Source organism: Aureibaculum algae (genome assembly GCF_006065315.1).
Lineage (GTDB): Bacteria > Bacteroidota > Bacteroidia > Flavobacteriales > Flavobacteriaceae > Aureibaculum > Aureibaculum algae.
The window spans coordinates 650,283-669,699 of sequence record NZ_CP040749.1 but is presented as its reverse complement, the minus strand read 5'-3'; the positions used below and the strand labels follow the sequence as shown (position 1 = coordinate 669,699).

At 33.6% G+C, this 19,417-nt stretch carries 13 protein-coding genes and 1 pseudogene; 7 read left to right on the top strand and 7 right to left on the bottom strand.

All coding sequences use genetic code 11. The annotated features are described in order from the left end of the window. Window positions 1-396 precede the first annotated feature (396 nt). From FF125_RS02705 to FF125_RS02680, 6 genes are all read left to right on the top strand, one after another. Window positions 397-3,561, top strand: coding sequence for a SusC/RagA family TonB-linked outer membrane protein (locus tag FF125_RS02705; RefSeq protein ID WP_138948335.1), 3,165 nt, complete (start codon window positions 397-399; stop codon window positions 3,559-3,561). Window positions 3,562-3,615: 54 nt separating this feature from the next. Then, window positions 3,616-5,415 carry a RagB/SusD family nutrient uptake outer membrane protein gene (locus FF125_RS02700; RefSeq protein ID WP_138948334.1) on the top strand — a complete coding sequence of 600 codons (1,800 nt, stop codon included), beginning with the start codon at window positions 3,616-3,618 and terminating at the stop codon, window positions 5,413-5,415. Between the two features lie 12 nt (window positions 5,416-5,427). Then, on the top strand, window positions 5,428-6,174 hold the full coding sequence (locus FF125_RS02695) for a basic secretory family protein (RefSeq protein WP_250629665.1): 747 nt from the start codon (window positions 5,428-5,430) through the stop codon (window positions 6,172-6,174). A gap of 44 nt (window positions 6,175-6,218) precedes the next feature. Then, a complete protein-coding gene (locus FF125_RS02690) occupies window positions 6,219-8,042 on the top strand; it encodes a discoidin domain-containing protein (RefSeq protein ID WP_138948332.1) in 1,824 nt (607 codons plus the stop codon). A gap of 258 nt (window positions 8,043-8,300) precedes the next feature. Then, window positions 8,301-9,116, top strand: a complete 816-nt coding sequence (locus FF125_RS02685) for a hypothetical protein (protein WP_138948331.1) — start codon at window positions 8,301-8,303, stop codon at window positions 9,114-9,116. 106 nt (window positions 9,117-9,222) lie between these two features. Continuing rightward, complete coding sequence (locus tag FF125_RS02680) at window positions 9,223-10,584, top strand: CotH kinase family protein (protein WP_138948330.1); 1,362 nt, start codon at window positions 9,223-9,225, stop codon at window positions 10,582-10,584. An 894-nt stretch (window positions 10,585-11,478) separates the two neighbouring features. On the opposite strand, the gene FF125_RS02675 is transcribed toward FF125_RS02680, so the two are convergent. The 7 genes and pseudogenes from FF125_RS02675 to FF125_RS02645 all read right to left on the bottom strand — a co-directional run bounded on the left by FF125_RS02675 (window position 11,479) and on the right by FF125_RS02645 (window position 19,144). After that, the gene (locus tag FF125_RS02675; protein ID WP_138948329.1) at window positions 11,479-12,099 is read right to left on the bottom strand and encodes a M10 family metallopeptidase domain-containing protein; all 621 of its coding nucleotides are present in this window, start codon (window positions 12,097-12,099) and stop codon (window positions 11,479-11,481) included. 697 nt (window positions 12,100-12,796) lie between these two features. Continuing rightward, window positions 12,797-13,612, bottom strand: coding sequence for a DUF4138 domain-containing protein (locus FF125_RS02670; protein ID WP_138948328.1), 816 nt, complete (start codon window positions 13,610-13,612; stop codon window positions 12,797-12,799). Between the two features lie 30 nt (window positions 13,613-13,642). Beyond that, on the bottom strand, window positions 13,643-14,566 hold the full coding sequence (traM, locus tag FF125_RS02665; protein WP_138948327.1) for a conjugative transposon protein TraM: 924 nt from the start codon (window positions 14,564-14,566) through the stop codon (window positions 13,643-13,645). Between the two features lie 10 nt (window positions 14,567-14,576). Next, complete coding sequence (locus FF125_RS02660; RefSeq protein ID WP_138948326.1) at window positions 14,577-15,191, bottom strand: conjugal transfer protein TraK; 615 nt, start codon at window positions 15,189-15,191, stop codon at window positions 14,577-14,579. A 49-nt stretch (window positions 15,192-15,240) separates the two neighbouring features. Then, window positions 15,241-16,083 (bottom strand): hypothetical protein, encoded by an 843-nt coding sequence (locus FF125_RS02655; RefSeq protein ID WP_138948325.1) that lies wholly within the window; start codon window positions 16,081-16,083, stop codon window positions 15,241-15,243. A 3-nt stretch (window positions 16,084-16,086) separates the two neighbouring features. Next, a complete protein-coding gene (locus FF125_RS02650) occupies window positions 16,087-16,668 on the bottom strand; it encodes a conjugal transfer protein (RefSeq protein WP_138948324.1) in 582 nt (193 codons plus the stop codon). Window positions 16,669-16,726: 58 nt separating this feature from the next. Then, window positions 16,727-19,144 (bottom strand): annotated as a pseudogene (locus tag FF125_RS02645) (TraG family conjugative transposon ATPase). Window positions 19,145-19,239: 95 nt separating this feature from the next. Between FF125_RS02645 and FF125_RS22245 the strand changes: the two are divergent. Continuing rightward, the gene (locus tag FF125_RS22245; RefSeq protein WP_175418852.1) at window positions 19,240-19,383 is read left to right on the top strand and encodes a hypothetical protein; all 144 of its coding nucleotides are present in this window, start codon (window positions 19,240-19,242) and stop codon (window positions 19,381-19,383) included. The last annotated feature ends 34 nt before the right edge of the window (window positions 19,384-19,417 follow it).

Sequence of the window (19,417 nt, the reverse complement as noted above, 5' to 3'; positions counted from 1 at the left end):
CCCACTAGCAAAAATTACCATTCTATCAACATTTCCTTTACGTCTTAAGTTCTTTATTATAGTTAAATTAGGTGAATTATATCTACTAATAGTGAATTAAATAATTTACCTACTTGAAAGAAAAAAGGTAATGAATAATAGGGCATGTAATTATTTAAATATCCTAATTAAATATTAAAATTCTCTGCACCACATGAACATGAATATCCACAACAATACAATATTCATAAAAATTACAATAAAATTAGTGAAAATATTAAATAACACCCCTGATTTTATGTGAAAAATGAATTTCGCAATCAGAAAAAATAATAAATTATTTGTTTTTACTAAATCGTTTTAGTATGTTAGCAATCTCTTAACATAGTGTTAACTATCACAAACCTTTAACATTGAATGAAAAAACTAATACACTCAAAACTGACAAAAACGGATAATTTTGTCTTTTTACAATTAAAAAATGGTAAACTACAATGTGCTAAAACCCTTATCATACTAGCGTTAACTTTTTTTTACCAAACCAATGCACTTGCCTTCTATCAGCAAGCGGATGCTATCACCATAACGGGCGTCATAAAAGATGCCGATGGTGTTCCTTTACCTGGAACAAGTGTCATGGAAAAAAACACGAATAATGGAACGGTAACAGATTTTGATGGAAAATATACTATTAAAGTTTCTTCTCAAAATTCTATTTTGCTTTTTTCTTTTCTTGGGTTAAAATCTGAAGAAATTAGCGTAGGTATGCAAACCGAAATAAACCTTCAGTTAGAAAGTGACCCACAATCATTAGACGAAGTAGTTATGGTAGCTTATGGTACACAAAAAAAAATAAGCGTTGTTGGTGCACAGTCCACTATTAGAACGGCAGAATTACAACAGCCAGTGGCGAATCTTGGTACCATGCTCGCAGGGCGTGTAGCCGGACTTACTGGTGTTCAGCGTTCTGGTCTACCTGGCTTTGATGGAGCCGATTTGTGGATTAGGGGTATTTCTACTTTTGGTGCTGCGGGGCCATTGATCCTAATAGATGGTGTCGAACGCTCTTTAGACAATATAGACCCGAGAGACATTGCTTCCTTTTCAATACTGAAGGATGCATCCGCAACCGCCGTTTATGGTATTCGTGGAGCTAACGGAGTTATTATAATAGTAACAAAGCAAGGTAAAATTGGAAAGCCCGAAGTGTCCGTTGATTATAATGAAGGTATTACTATGTTTACAAAAGTTCCGGAATTGGCAGACGGAATAACCTATATGAATTTAGCTAATGAAGCATTAACCACACGTGGGCAAGAACCAAAATATTCTCAAGAATATATTGATCGCACGGCCTCTAATTTCGATCCATTATTATACCCAAATGTTGATTGGATGGGTGCTGTATTCAATGATTTTGGTCGTAACCGAAAAGCATCAGTTAATGTTACTGGAGGAGCAGAAGATGCTTTATACTATGTATCTCTAGGGTACTATGATGAAAAAGGTCTTTTTAAAACAGATGGGTTAGAAACATATGACTCTGATACTAAATTTAAGCGTTTTAATTTTACAACAAACTTAACGGTTGATATTACCAAAACCACAAAAATAAACCTAGGTATTCAGGGATATGTATCTGAAGGTAACTACCCAAATGAAGGTGTTGGAACAATATTTTCTGCAGCGTTAGAAGCTCCGCCTGTTGAATACCCTATTCTTTACCCAGGTGGTTTTGTGCCTGGCAAAAGTGCAAATGGTGGACTTAGAAATCCGTACGCAGATGTTGCACGTAGAGGGTATCAGAATATTAATAAAAACCAATTGTATTCAAATCTTAGAATTAATCAGGAATTGAGCACATTAACAGAAGGGCTTTCATGGACGGCCATGTTCGCTTTTGATAACTATAATGAACAAAATACAAGAAGAGGCAAAAGAGAAAATACTTATTTTGTAGATCAAAACTTTCCTTATACAGATGATGGTGAATTATTATTGAACGAGACCTATTCGGGTCAAAATTACTTAGGATACTCTAACAGTAACGGCGGTAACAGAAGATTTTATTTAGAAACCTCATTTAACTATAATAATAGCTTTGGCAAGCATGATGTAAGCGGTTTGTTATTATTTAACAGAACCGATTATGTCAATGCTTTTGCAGGGAATTTCACGGATGCCATACCTTTTAGAAATGAAGGTTTAGCAATAAGAGGAACGTACTCTTATGACAATAAGTACTTTTTCGAAGTCAATGCAGGATATAACGGATCGGAAAATTTTGCCCCTACGAAGCGTTACGGATTTTTCCCTTCTTTTGCTGCAGGTTGGATTATTTCAAACGAAAAATTCTTTGCACCCGTTAAGGATTATATTGACTTTTTTAAGATCAGGTATTCTGATGGTAAAGTCGGTTCTTCATCAGGAGCCGGTCGTTTCGCCTATTTAAGTAGGGTTGAAGATGGACAAAGCGGATATGATTTTGGCGAAAACAGACAATACACAGAAGGTATTCGAGAAACTTATTATGGCGTAGATGTTACATGGGCAGAAGCTCGTAAGCAAGATATTGGTATCGAAATAAATGCAGTAAATAACAACTTAAGAATAATTGTAGACTTCTTTAAAGAAAGAACCGTAGGTTCTTTTTTAAGAAGAGGCGATGTACCTAATTATATTGGTTTAACAGGAGATCCGTTTGGGAATTTGGGTATCGTTGAAAACAAGGGTGTAGATGGATCGCTTAACTTCGGTCAATCATATAATGAATTCCGATTGGATTTTAGAAGTACATTTTCTTACAACCGAAATAAGATTATTGAAAATGGTCAACCTAAACAATTATATCCTTGGCAAGATCGCATAGGCACACCATTATTAGCCAATTTCGGATTGATTGCTGAACGTTTATATACGCTGGAAGATGACGTTAATGGTGATGGTTTCATTTCTCCTGATGATGGAATTGAATACCCAACACAGTTTGGTCAAATAATGCCTGGAGATATTAAATATAAAGATTTAAATGGAGACGGGAAAATTGATTCCTTTGACAATAAGCAAATAGGAAATGGAGACGTACCCGCCCTAACCTACGGATTTGGATTAACAGCTAAATATAAAGGCTTTGATGCAAGTATGTTTTTTCAAGGTCAAACTTCATCAGATCGTTTTATTGGTGGCTCAGGTGTACATCCTTTTATAGGTGGTGGTGGCACCGGTAACTTATATACTACAGCTGTGGATAGATGGACTCCAGAAAACAATGATCCTTATGCATTAAATCCTAGATTATCTTATGGAGAGTCTGGAATCGGCCAAAACAACAACACCCAAAACAGTACTTGGTGGTTAAGGGATATTGACTTTCTACGTTTAAAAACTGCAGAATTAGGGTATACTCTTTCTAGTAAATTGTCTGATAAGTTAAAATTTAATACGACTAGATTCTATATCAGAGGCACCAACCTATTAACGTTTAGTAAATTTGACCTTTGGGATCCGGAATTAAACACCGGAAATGGCGGGGCATATCCAAATATTTCAGTGGTATCCGTAGGCTTAAACGTAATGTTTTAATCAATGGGAACTATTAAAAAAATGAAAAACACAATAACAAGAAAAAACAAAAACATGAAAAAAATAATATTTATATTTATTGGAGCTTTGCTTTTATCATGTAGTGGAGATTATTTAGATCAAGTACCCGATGATAGACTTACATTTGAAGAAACATTTTCTAGAAGAACCACGGTAGAAAAATATTTAGCAAACGCTTATTCACAAATACCGAGTGAATTTGCACAACGTTATACAACCTCAAACAATTCAGGGCCTTGGACGGGTGGTTCGGATGAGGCCGAATATGTTTGGGGATTCCACATGGGTAATTTCTTAAATATTGGAGATTGGAATGCAACTACGCAAGAAGTAAGCAATTTATGGTCGAACTTTTACAGAGGCATACGATCTGCATCCACTTTAATAGCCAATATAAATCAATGTCAAGATTGTAGTCCAGACATTATAAATCAATATACAGCTGAGGCCAGAGTTTTACGTGCCTATTTCTACTATAATTTAATGAGAAGCTGGGGGCCTATAATTTTAATGCCAAACGATCCGGTTTCACCTGATGCCAATTTGGAAGAATTAGGTTTAGAACGTAATTCTATTGATGAAGTAGTTACATACATTACAAATGAACTGGACCAAGCTGCAACAGCGCTTCAAAACATATCGTTTTCCGGCAGTAATGCAGGAAGAATGAGCAGACCTTTTGCATTAGTTATAAAGCAAAAGACATTGCTTTTTGCTGCAAGTCCACTTTTTAATGGAAATACGGATTATGCCAATCTGAAAAATTTAGAAGGTGAAAATCTTATTTCGCAAAGTCTTGATGTAAATAAATGGAGACTCGCTGCAGATGCCGCTTCAGCATTTATAAGTGAGTACGTACCTAATACCTACTCATTGTATAAAGAATTTAATGATAACGGTTCTTATAACCCTTACTTATCTACTCGAAATGTAATGACCGTTGATTGGAATAAAGAAATCATTTATGCGTTACCTGAAGGCGGTAATTCATATCATTATGATGTTAGTCCTTATCACTTAGGAGCTGCTACCGAAATACGCGGTGCTGGTGGACTAAGTGTAACACAAGAAATGGTAGATTCTTATTTTACCTCTAACGGAAGATCAATAGATGATCCACAATCGGGATATCAAGAAAGTGGATTTTCAGACTATAAGGCTCCTTTTGATTTTACAGCAAGAAGCACCTATAATCAATGGACAAATAGAGAACCACGTTTTTATGTAGGAGTTACCTATAATAATAGTTTATATTTTAATCGTCTTTTCGGTGATATCATCACAACAACATGGTATGGAGGTAATTCTGGCAGACAGGCCGGATCAAATGACTATCCACCAACGGGTTACATAGTGCGTAAAAACTTACCTATTGGAGATAGAAGAAATAACAGTAGAAGCCTCCCAATGTTTCGTTTGGCAGAGATTTATTTAGATTATGCCGAAGCTTTAAATGAAATAGAACCCGGAAACGCCGATATTCTTAAATATTTGAATTTAATACGTGAACGAGCTGGCATACCCCAATATGGAGATATTGATTTACCTGCACCTAGCAGTCAAGATGCTCTGCGTATTGCTATTAGAAAAGAACGTAGGGTTGAGCTTGCTTTTGAAAGCGTACGTTATTTTGATGCTAGAAGATGGAAAATTGCAGCTGAAGTTTTCGCTGGTTCAACACATGGTTTAGATATAAATGCAAGAAATGAAAATGATTTTTACAACGTAGTAACATTTGAAGAAAGAGTTTTTAGACAGCAAGATTATCTATGGCCCATTCCCCAAGATGAATTGAATAGTAACACTTCCTTAATTCAAAATACAGGCTGGTAAAAAAAGTTTTAAATGTTGCAACCCAATAATAGTCAATCTAAAATGAAATTTATTCAAAAAAACGCTTTAACGGTAAAAGTAAAAAGAAATTTATTATTTGTATGTAGCTGTTTAGTATTAACCTTCAATCCTAATACTACTTGTGCTCAGAGCGATTTAAATTCAAATACTAAAACGCCAAGAGTTTCGATCATTAATGAAGACACTTCTTTATCTCTATCTATAATTGATGGATTTGAAAATATCATTTATAAAGTCTATCCGAAACTAGTCAAAGATTTTAATAAAAATGCGAGAATGGATATTTCCGTTAAAATTGATACTGCATATGATGGAGTTGCTTATGCAAATAACGGAAGAGTAACTGTAAGCTCTAAATGGCTTCATAAAAAACCTAAAGATTTAGATTTAATGACGCATGAAATTATGCATATAATACAATCTTATCCTAATGGTGCAGGCCCTGGCTGGTTAACTGAAGGTATCGCTGATTTTGTAAGATATAAATATGGCGTTGATAATGAAAGTGCAAAATGGTCTTTAACGGAGTTTTCAAAAAATCAAAGCTATAAGAACAGTTATAGAATTACAGCAAGATTTTTAGTATGGATAAGCCAAAATTATGATAAAAAAATTGTTGTAAAAATGGATAATAAATTAAGGTCTAATAAATATTCTCCAAAATTATGGGAAAAATATACAGGTCTGAGCATTGATCAATTATGGGACAACTATAGCAAAAACCCAAGTCTAAAATAATTAATAAAACTTATAATTATAGCGATACTAATAAATAACTAATTATGAAAAATTATACAATAAAATTACTGATGGTGTTAGTTTGTACTGCAAGTTTTTTAAGCTCTTGCACCGAAGATGTACTAGCAGACCTTAATGGTTTACCTGATTCTGTGGTAAACAATGACCCTCCTGGATCTCCTGCTAGAGGATTAACAGAAGATTGGAATGGACATACAGAAAGTGTTACAAGACAATATTTTGATACTAATGTTGGAATTTATTTTGATTCAGAAGTAAACAGAGATATCGAATGGCCAATAACTTTTTTTAGTGATTCATGGTCCTATATAAGTACTAGATATGGCAAGTTTGGAAATAGTAATACCCTATATGTAATTGGTCATGGAGAAGAAGGATCAAGTTTTTACAAAACTATTTTTGATCAAGACGCTGGAGCTAAAAGCCTTATTGATTTTCCCATTACTACTGAGTCAATGACTGGCAACGCTATTGATCTCCCAGTTCAATTAATGAGTAAAGTAGTTGAAAATTCGGCTAATGGTGTCCACTTATCGCCAGCAGCTGCTGTTTGGCAAGATAAATTTGCTGAGATTTTTACTTATGATCTATATACTGAATTAGGTATGGAAGATGATGCTTCAAGAGTTCTCACTAATTTTACTGCAAATGAAGCAGATTTTCCACAAGCGGGTACTTTCTGGTTTAGAGATTGGTTTTTACCAATTTATAATGACTATGCTCAGGGTGTAACCTTGAGTAACTTTTTTAAAATTTTATCACAAAATTACCCAATCGATGGAAATGATTATGCTGGAAGCATAGATATTGGACAAATGGTTCACTTTTTTAGTGGAGCTACTGGTGTAGACTTACAACCATTAGCAGAAACAGCTTTTGGATGGTCAGACGAATTTGCAAATCAATTATTACAAGCACAAGCACAGTTTCCTGATTTAGAATATCCGTTTGAACCGGCGTCAACAATTGTAGATGTTACGGATAATGGCGTTTTAATAGTAAGTAAAGATAATGATGGTGGTGCTGGTGCTAATGAAGGCTCTTTAAAGTTAGTAGATGGCGATGACAATACTAAATTTTTAACGGGAGGTTTCCCTCAAGAATTCTATTTTCAACTAAATTATACCACAGCAACCGTTGTAAATAAATATACTATTACTTCAGGTAACGATGCCCCAAATAGAGATATGAAAACATGGGAATTACTTGGTTCCAATGACGGTATTAATTTCGATGTTCTTGACACAAGAACAGACCAGAGTTGGTCAGGTAGAAACGAAGTAAAAGAATTTAATTTTGATAACTCAACGGCATATACCACCTATAAAATTAATGTACTTGAAAACAATGGAAGTAGCTTAATTCAAATTAGTGAATGGAGAATATTACGATTAGAACTACTAAATTTTGACCCAATTGATGTAACAGGGGGTGCAACATTAACGGTGAGTGCTGATCATTCAAATGGAGCTAATTCAAATGAAGGCTCATTAAAACTAATTGATGGTGATGTGAACACAAAAATGTTTCTTGGAGGGTGGACCTCCGGTTGGTACGTTCAGCAAGAATTGACAGAAGAACAAATAGTAACTTCTTATTCTATAACCTCGGGTAATGACGCATCGGATAGAGATCCTAAAAATTGGGAATTATCAGCCTCTATAGATGGGGTAAATTGGACGGTTATTGATACTAGAACTGATATAAATTTTGCAGGAAGAAATGAAACTAAAGAATTTTTAGCCACCAACACCATTGCATACCAATTCTATCGTTTTACAGTTATGGCTTTAAAGAATGGTGACAATATGCAGTTTAGCGAATGGCGACTCTATATTGATAATTAGTTTATTATTATTTTAAGTTAAATAACCAGTGTTTATTTAAAATGCTGGTTTATTTTTATTAGTAGACTAAAACGTTTTATTAATACAATATATTAATTTCATAATGATTTACTCGAATTAGAACTACACACTTCATAACATTAAAGTATACTCATATTTCACACAAAAAATTGAAATAAAAGCCACTACCATGTACAGACGGTTCATATGGAAAACCTTGGTTATAAAACCACTTTAGAAAATATTAAAGTATTAATTATGAGTTATTCGAATATGAAACCTACCAATGTAGAAGTTCACAAAGAACTTAAAAAGTGGGTAGCTAAGGGAGGTATGTTAATTTATGTGAGTCATGATGATGATCCTTACCAATCCGTGTCAGAATGGTGGAATAATGGCGATAATAAATACAAATGGCCTTCGGAACACCTCTTCAAGTCACTAGATATTGATGAAAATGTAGATGATGGAGTATACCAATGTGGTAAAGGCCAAATTTACATAATCAGAAAAAACCCAAAAGAGTTTGTAATCGAAAAAGAAAATGACACAAGCTATTTAAAAACGATAAATATTGTCTACAAAAAAGCCAACATGAATAAAGACTTAGAATTTAAAAACAATCTTTATTTAGAGCGTGGTCCATTTAAGATAGTCTCAGTATTAGACGAAAGCGTCTCAAATAAATCTTGTGAAATAATGGGACCTGTAATTGATTTATTTGATCCAACACTGCCGGTGCTTTCCAAAAAAATTATCGTACCAGGAGAGCAAGGTTTTCTATATGATTTAACAAAAAATAAAAAAAAGCTCCCTCAAGTAATTGCCTCAGATTCGCAAATTTCGAATGAAATAACCACTAAGAACAATTATACATTTACTTTTAAAAGTCCAAAAAACACCAATAATGTTATGCGAATTCAGTTACCTAAAAAACCCAGTGAAATTAACCTTTTTGATGTTAACCAAAAATTTATCACTAGCTTTAAAAAAGAGTGGGATACAGAAACAAATACCCTATGGTTACCGTTTAATAATAGTTTTGAGGGCGTTAATGTAAACTTAAAATGGTGATAAAATTCAAATTAAAAGTGCTAACACATTTCCTTGTAAAATTGAAGGAAGACATCTTAAACCTTATTTAAAATAATACAAATCGTTCACTACTAAAAATTAATTTATGAAATTCAGATTATTATCTATACTAATTACGCTGCTAACTTTGACAAGTTGCGACAATAGCCCAGAAAAAATAGAACCAGAAGCAATTCTAAATCCTGAGGATCGCTTAATTCAAATCGAAATAAATACGAAAAATGCTACAATTGTAGACGAGCCAAAAATCAACGCTCAGATAAATATTTCAAAAAATGAAATTGTATCATATGATGGTGCCATAGGAATCGAAATTAGAGGGGCTTCTTCACAATCTTTTCCAAAAAAATCTTACGGTTTTGAAACTCGAGATGAAAACAATGATGATCTCAATGTATCATTATTAGAATTCCCTGAAGAAGAAGATTGGATTTTATACGGACCATACAGTGATAAATCATTAATAAGAAACATGTTAATCTATGATTTATCACGAGATATTGATATGTATGCAAGCCGTACGGAATTTGTTGAATTGTCAATTAACAATACAAATCAAGGCGTATATGTATTTATGGAAAAACTAAAAAGGGATAAAAACAGAATAGATATCAATAAATTAAAAGAAGATGAAAATTCTGGTGAAGATGTAACAGGCGGTTATATTCTAAAAATAGATAAAATAGCAGGTACAAATTTAGGAGATGGCTACAACGATTTAAATTCATTTACTTCATCTTTTGATCCGCCAAATGCTACAAACAATCAAAAAACAAAATTTCTATTTGAATATCCCGATGCCGAAGATATTACATACGAGCAAAAAACCTACATATCCACCTACATTTCAGATTTTGAAAGCGCCTTAATCTCAGACGATTTTTCAGACCCTATCTCTGGCTACAAGGCGTACATTGAAATTTCTAGTTTTATAGATTTCTTTTTACTAAATGAATTATCTAATAATGTGGACGGCTACCGTTTAAGTACATACATTCATAAGGATAAAAATAAAAAATTAAAAATGGGGCCTATATGGGATTTTAACCTTGCCTTTGGTAACGCCGATTATTGTGGTGGTGGAGAAACTAATGTTTGGGCATATAAGTTTAATGAAAGATGCCCTAATGACACACGTTTAATACCTTTTTGGTGGAAAAGGTTGCTCGAAGATGCCGATTTTGTAAATCAATTAAAAAATCGGTGGAATGACTTGAGAGGAAGTATTTTCTCTGATGCTTACATTCTATCTAGAATAGAGGAATATAATACTACCTTGACAAAAGCGGGAGCTATTAATGCAAATTTTTTTAAATGGAATATTTTAGGTTCTTATGTATGGCCTAATAATTTTGTAGGTACAACTTACAATTCAGAAGAAAATTACTTAAAAAATTGGATAACCCAAAGATTATCTTGGCTCGACAGCTCTATAGAAGGTCTTTAGATTAAAATCATCAAAATAAGATTGGATAGTTTTGAATTTTATCGCCTAATTTGTTCGTTAGGTCTTTATAATTGAAAAAGTATTCCAACGAATAACATACTAAAATCACTTCCTTAAAATATGAGAATATGGCTCAATGCGTAAAAAAGCATCCGTCATAAGTCAATTATCCGATTTGGCTGATATAAAGATAGGTTTGACTACATACCAATCTTTTATTTATTTCACCTAGGTACTTCATTATTAAATATGAAAAAATATTAGATACTGGAGGACTGGAGTTTTGAGTAGTGCATTTACAAAAGTACTACTCAAAAAAAATAGCAATAGCTCAAATTTCCATGATTACCCGAAAGGAGGAAAAACGTGTGAAATTAAAAAAACAAAGATTTGCGTTTTTTTAAGAGATTACTTAGACACCATAGTGGATGAAACGGTACTGAAAGAAATAGATATTATCTTACTAATTTCCACTAAAAATCAAGACAACAGAACATAAGGACACATGAATCTTTTATAAGTAGCGAAAAATGAATATCAAAAATATTTCTTATATTTATTAATATATATTATTCATTGTATCTATGTTGTCAGATTAGGAAACTTATAGAAAAAGGTTTAAAATGTATAACCTAAACATAATTTTCACAAAACATAAAAAAATTGGAAACAGTAATTCAATCGAATTACATAAAATTAGTAAGCAGATAAGTACAGAATTAAAATACGAAGAGCTATCGCGCTCTAACTTTAATAAAGTTTATAAGGAAAAACATATGAATACTTTAGAATCAAAACCTAAATGATAAAAAAGAAATTAATTGGTCATTTTTTTAATAATTAAGACCAAAATGATTTATAAAGCGCAATTAAAAGTACAAATAAACGATGTTTTCATAAATACGTAACGAATCGAGAATTTCTTAGTCCGGCAACCTGTAACCTATTTAGATTTGTACCCCGAGTACCTTGACTATGAAACATTAAGTTATTTTTCTTATCTGAATGCTCTTGAAAAGCCATATAATTCAGACCACAAGAGTGTCCTATTTCGTGCGCTAAGGTAGTTGATGCTATGGTGGTTGGACCTACATCATCGCTATTTGGAATTGTAAGTCCACGTAAACTAACGACAATAGTATCAGAAACTGCACCTGGTGAACATCCAACTTTAGTGTCATTTTCAATCGCTCGTACTATGAAAGCACTGATTGGAGCACCATTGCCTAGAAATATGGTAGAAACGCTATATTGCTTATTTGCAAGATAAAACCAGGCTGCTTCGCCAAACCCATCGCTAAATGGATTTCGACACCTTGGTTCTAAAGCTGCTTTCGGAGGTTTAACATCTAACACTTCGACTCTAGGATGGCTCCCATAGGAGATCAACTTAACATTTGCTTCTCTTTTAAAAATAGTTCTTGCTAAATCATACGCATCTCTGGCCTCTTGTACAAGGTTTCTTGTTGCGTGTAATGGGGTTCCGTCCTCATTCGGCAAAATAAGAATCCGCAAACGTAGTTTTTTACGAGGCCAAGGAACGAATAGATCAAGTAGAAACCCTGGCAGCCCAATAAATCTGCCTAAGATTTCGCCCCCGATGTTAACTATTTTATCGATACCGCTTACAATAGCTTTACCAATCTTTTTAATTCCAGAAAAAAATCCCATGGCTCAATTTTTTTATTACTACTATGTTTTTAGTGAATTATAATGATATTAAATAAGGAATGTACTTTCATTACCTTTTACTATCAACATCAAAATTAAAGTATTAACTTACTATAAAACAAGAGGAAAAATCCCCTTTTTAAAGAGGGTTTTTCCTGTTTTTTGAAATAATTGTATTTTCAGATAGTTTATCATTTGACAAATCTAAAGCTGAACTAAAAGAAGCTCTCTGCTTTTGAATTAAATACATAATGTTCTCCAAAGTTCAAATAAACGATGATACTAATTAAGAAATGGTGGATACGACTAATTGCAAGCCTAATTTTAGGGGGTATTGTTTCAGAAGTTGGAATTATATTGACAGAGGGTCATGTAAACTTAAATGCGCTAATTCCTGCCGTCATATTTTTTATACTATTGAGCTTAATATATCAGGCAATTATTACAATTAGAAATTTTATTAAACAAATCAAATGTTACAGGTTACAAACAGACCATATTCCTTGCTTTTAATAATACAAATTAATGAGTGTTTATATGGTTACATCTTTATCTCCCTATTCCCATTTTTCTCTTTAATTTGAATAGATAATTTTTCAGAACTTCCTAAAGTGAATTTCGGTAATACAATAACAAACTTGTTGGTTTTTCCATTCATGAATACTTCAGGAATGTTATGTGTATAGATAGGTTCTAATTGTAATTTCTGAAAAGATGATTTTCTCCTTTTGTTAGTATTCACACTATAAAAATTGATATAATCTATCTCAAAATCAATGCCAGACCTGTTATTGATTTCAATAACGGCATATACTTCAGAACGGTCATACACCAACTTTTTGAGAGAAAATATGATCGCTATACCATGTTTTACTTTTTGAACGGGATGCTTTTGAGTCAACAAATGAGCACTAAATTTTTCAAAATATTCTTTGCGATACCTATAAAGGTCTAGGACTTTAAATTTTGACAAGGAATCTATTTTGACCATATCGTTTTTATTTTCCTCATTTTTCGGAATTTCATTCCCAATACTTTTTGTTTTCGGAATAAAATAATTCAGCTTTTGAAGATCAATATTATAGGAGATAATATAGGAGAAGACAGAACCGTCATCTCCAATCACCAACAGATTACTTGTTGCTCCAGGCTTCGCCTGTAATAACCCCAAATATTGTTCAGTTTCAGTGTTATAAGTAAATACAAAATGCCTTGAGCCAGTAATGCCTTGCCGAATAGGTGTTGGGAAAAATAGGGCTACACTTTTTTTATCGTTGGCATAAATGGTGTCCAAAGATTCTTGTGATGTGATTGAAATTGAATATGCTAATAGTATAAATGTGATATATGTTTTCATTTGAATATATTTTATAGGCCCTTTATAGGCTTAACGAGGCTTTAGAATGAGTTTATAATTATTAATAATGGTTACTTTTATTTTTCGATTATGGCGTTGAAATACTTTGGTGACACCACCTAATTGTGGCACCCCCGGAATATTTACTTCGTCTATAAGTTCTCCCGCCACTTCTTTCGCTATTTCACCTCTAAAACTATTTTCAACATAAATCCCCTCACTCCCATCCTGAAGATCAAAGGCTTTTAATTTGGTGGGTATGTGGTTGAAATTTTCTATTTCAATCATTGCTCTATTGGGCTGAAATTTTATGAAACCATAAATAAGGGTGTTTTTAGGAATGAGCTTATCATTAATGATTGCACCTTTAGTTAAACGCATCCGCAAGCGATAATTCTTTTTTACCACTTGATTGCCATCCACTTCAACATAAATGGCCTTATCAGTATTTACTTTCTTTTTTGAGTTCTCGTTTTTTGATGGAACCGATTTAAAAAATTGCTCATGCTCTGACCCCATCCTTTTTGCAGAAACATATACCGCTTGGATTTGTTTTAACGAATCTTTTGTTCTACCGACTGTTTTGTTAATGGTTTGTATTTTAGTAGTCCTTTCTTGAGAATATTGTATTTGCCCATTACGATATATACTATCAATGATCCGTTGCTTATCTTTATCTAATAAATAGGGGTCATAAGTTCCTGTGGAATCTAACAATCGTTCGTCATAGATGCTTGGAGCATTGGTTTGTCTTACTTCTTTTAAATCATTGAGAGCATCGAGTTTTGATTTATATTGTTTCTGTTCGTCTTTGAGTTCTGGGACAGGGACTTCATTATTTTCTATGACCATATCTTCATTTTTATTAAATAATGATATTGAAGATGCAACGATATACAACAGTACAGATATAAGAATAAGGATAAACACAATTTTCTTTTTTTGAATTTTCATAGTTTTTATTTTAATAGGATACTTCGCTCTTTTTCAACGTCTTTTCAAAAAAGTTGATGATTAATAAACCATGCGTATTATTTGGAAAATTCCGTTCTACATGAATTAAACTCCCAGTAGTGATTAGTTCATAAGTATCAACCACAGTTCCACGATTGATTTTAAAAAAAACTGTACACTCAAAACGATACGGCTCTTTTTCTAAATTCACTTTGGATTCAATACTAATTACACGTTGCACCAAAGAATATTGCAACAAACGATTATAGACACCATCTGACTTTTTTTGTCTATAAATGGCATCTACTGTGCTGTCACCTAACCATAATGCTTTTGACAAGTTATTTTCATAATTACTAGCATCAATGTTATAGAAATAGGTATGGAACAATTCTAAATGTGCCTTGGCTTCTACTTCTAAATTTTCTTTTTGTGAAACGAGCTGTAAGGGAATTACATGACCATCGGTATTTACCATAAAGGCATTGTTTACAGATTTATTATAGATATGAACTACTAAAAATACCGATACAATTGCGGTAACAGCAGCTCCTATGACCACCGACAATACGATAAACCGATTCTGTTTTAATAGGGTGTAAATATTTTTATAAGGTGTTTTCATTTTTTAATAATTCTAGTTTTTTATAGTTTATTTAATTATCAAATCTGCTTTAGGCAGTAAAGAGCTTTAAGGTAAATGTGGTTGCCCTACGATAGAGTTTGAATTTAAGTAGTACTATAAAGCCTATAGAACCAAACTCAATTAAAGGTGCGAAATATTGTTCTCCCCAATCTGTTCCAAATAGATTATTCCAAAAATTGGTGTTGATTTCTGTATAAATACTATTGACAAATACATTGACCAAGAAAAAAGCAGGAACCAACATATATACTCCGGCATAGAGCTTAAAGAAATTGTAAGCCAAGTCTCTAAATTTTTCAAAAACAGCTAAACTTATTACCAAAGGAAAAAACGCCTGCATAATGCCCAACAGAAAAAAACGTTCTGCCAAAAACAAGGGATAGATAAACAAATCCAATAACCAAAGAAATACAGCGATGATAAAAGAAAAAATCCTTAATCCAAAGAATGGAGTTACCAGTGCTTCATATAACAACGCCATGGCTTTCTTAGCCGCATCAATGATACCAACATCGGTTTCAATATCGATGTCCTGTAATTGTAAAGGCAATAAGGCAGGTGCGGTATCCGCATATTGGCCTTCAATAGTTACTAAAATGGAATCAAAAACACCTAACAGCTGTGTGGAAAAAATGACCAAGATCACAATAGCAAAATTCTTTGCCAATTCTGCTGGGGTCAATCCCCATGTGTAACCTTCCTTTGTCGCAACACCTTCATTGTATTTTTTAAGGATATTGACCAAAAAGAAAAGCACCGCCAAGGTTTTCATCCCGGTAATGGTATATTGGGAAAATTCACTGGCTTTAATGGTGGTAAAAACGGCATCTATATATTCCAGCCCCATGCTGCTTTGTAGAAGGATTGACATGACTTAATATTTTGCTTCCCTGTTATTGATTTTATCCTGCATTTCCCTAAAGGCAATGATTTCTTGATACAATCTTGTCTTTTGATTGATTTCCGCAACCATTTCATTAGATTCAGCTTCTTTAGCTTTAATCATCTCTAACCGCTCTCCATCGGTCATTTTCAGATTGTCGTTTGATAAAATTTCCTCGATCAATTCAACACTTTTTATCGCATTATCGATAATAGCGTTAAAGGATTCGGTAATTCTTTCGATTTCTTCAGGTTTAATATAAGGCGAATCCAAGATGGCTTTTAGGTCATCTTTTACAACATTAAATAGGCGTTCATTGTTTTTTGCTAATTCTTTAACGGCTTTTAATTGTTTAATGACATTGCTTACTTTTTCAATATTTTCTTTTTGTTCCTCAAGAAATTTTACGGTTTTCAATAGCTCATCGGTTTGTTTTCCTGCTTCGGTCAAGGCTTTTCCCATCTCAACATAACTGGTATGGTCATAAACAGGCTCCCCTTGGGCGACACTGTGGCCTTTTAATAAAAGAATACAAAATGTTGTTAATAGGATTTTTTTAATTGTAGTGTTCATAGTTTTTGATGTTAGGGGCATTGCCCGATTTGAATTTTAATTTGTTTTACTAAAGCCCTCAATGACGGTGCTGGAGGAATTGGTTGATGGCTTTTTCCATATCTTGATGTTCCTCGTAGAGTGCCATTATGGCTTCGTTTTCAAAACCATCCGTGAGATAGGCAGCATACACCTCTGGCGGAACTTCCAATCTGAAAATATTACTCTCTTTACCAATCTTGATAAACATCTCGGTATATTTTCGTTCGCCTGTCAGATTGTTTCTAATTGACTTTAGTTGATTTAGGTCATGTGAAGACAGATTTAGCCTGTTTTGTAATTCTTCATAGCCTTTTTCATTGTACAGACTGTAAATGACCTGGGTGTTTTCTAATATGCTGGCAGACGTGGCATTGTTTGGCAATTGGTTGATGGATTGCAGAATTATACCGATAGCTCCATTTTGTTTACGGATGGCTTGGTAGTAATATTCCACACTTTCCAATACATTATCAAATTTGAGTTGTTTGGCAAACTCATCAAAAAGGATGATACCTTTTTCAGCTTTATTTTGCCAAATGGTCCGTTGAATAGCAGACTTGATCAATTTCAACATGACCGATAATATTTCTTTATTGTCCTTCACTTCATCCAATTCAAAAACAATCAGTCGTTTGTCTTCAATTCGATAAGTTTGGTCTTTATTCACGTTGAACAAAAAACTGTAGAGTCCATTCCCCACATATTCAGAAAGGATGTGCAGAAAATCATTTAGGTTCAAATGCCGTTCATGGATGTTTAAGGTAGTGAGTAAGATGTTCTTTTGAGCTTCAACAAATTGATATAAAGAAGCCAAAGAATGAGTATCATTGATAACATTTTGATAATAATATTGTAAAACCTTTTTCAACGCTACCGATTGTGCTTTGGAAGCCTCTTTTTTTGAAGCCAACAGTTCCAACAAAAAGACAGATAAATCCTCTAATCGCTCCGGATCCACATCAGAACTATTGGTACTTTTTGGAATATAAAAGGGATTAATCCCTAAATTCTTCCCGTGTTCGTAGCGTAGAATCACATGGTCATCAGGATAGAGTTTGGCAAATTTGGCATACGAACCGCCCAAATCAATAATGACTAGTCGGACGCCTGCCTCGAAGTATTGCCGTAATATATTATTGGCCAAAAAAGATTTCCCCTCTCCAGTGGGGGCAAATATGGCAAAGTTCCTTGCCTTGATGCGTTTCTTTTCTTCATCCCAAACATCCTTGAGAACGGGAATGTTATGTTGTCTATCATTAAAAATAACGCCAGTTTCATCAGATTGATAATTGGTATTATTGATATACAGACAAAGAGCATGCTTTAAATCGGTAACATAAACATCTTCATTGGAAAAATTGGAAGCAAAACAAAAGTAGCTATTGACAAAATAATGCTTCCGCTCCTCCCCTTTTGGATAATAAGGCACGATGTCGAGTTCCTTAAACTCTGCCTAAATATTGGAGGCAATATGGCCTAGCCGCCCGGCCTCCGGACACCAGAAGATGATGTTAAGATGTCCTCTGATGATTTGCGAAGTTTCATCTTCATTGATTTGGCTAAGGATATGTTCAATTTTTTTAAGGACCACTCTGTTTTGTGTACCAAAATTGATGCTCTTCTTTAATTCTTCAACTTTTCTTTCGAGTAGTTTTCTCCATTTGTGTTTATCATCTAAATAGAGGATTTGATTGACAATATGGTTTTCATTGATACTCAATCCCAATCCGTCAATAAAGCCTTGGTGGAATATAAAATCATTTGAGGTAAATTTATCATCGGGTTTACTGCTTTGTACCGCATCTCCAAAACACAGTTCACTATTGACTGCCAATACATCGAAATGATGGTCGCCAACGGCAACATCATTACTGTTCAATAGAATATCGGTATCAAAACCCTCGTTAAAACCGTTAAAATAGGTATTGGTCAAGGACAGGATTTCGTTTTGGTTTAACTTTAACAGTGATACCTTTCTACTATTGTTAATAAAAGACACGGCATCATTAACTGACGAAATAAAAGTTTGGACAGTATGGTCCAATTCGGTATGGATACTCTTTTCTACACTACGAAAAGGATTGGTATATTTTGAAGCATTCAGGGCTTTGTTGTATGGTAATATAAAAAATAGATAGCAATGATGCTGTAGATATTCCCTTCCTTCAAAATAGTCGTTGGTGGCTTTCTCCAAATAACTTTGATTAGGTAGCATTGCTGCTTTATAGTTACTCTTTTGATAAATATCCTGTTTATGGACAACAGTAGCTGCTGGCAATGATTTAAAAGTTTGAAACCATGTACCATGCAATTCTTCAAAGTCTTTTTCGGAAAGTGAATACACTTCAGGGAGTGATGTTTTATAACAAAGGATGACATTTCCATTATTAGCGAAAACAACATGACCTTGGATATCGACTATGGGATGGTATGCAGAGAGATTTATTTTTTTCATCGTTTTTGAATATTGAAGAATGCTGCCTTTTGACTATTAGAAATGCAGGCTTTTTTATTACTAATGTTTTTGGGAAATACTTTTCTTAAATAGAAATGAGAAGGGTTGTTGGTCAAATAGATCAAAGCGATGTACAAGACAATATTGAATATCAATGCTGTAAGAATCACAATGAAGCCAAACGAAAAAATGATGATCATAAACGAACCGATGATAGAAGTCATCATCAGGGCAAATAAGGAAATAGTCAAGCCCATAATCTCTGCTTGTTTT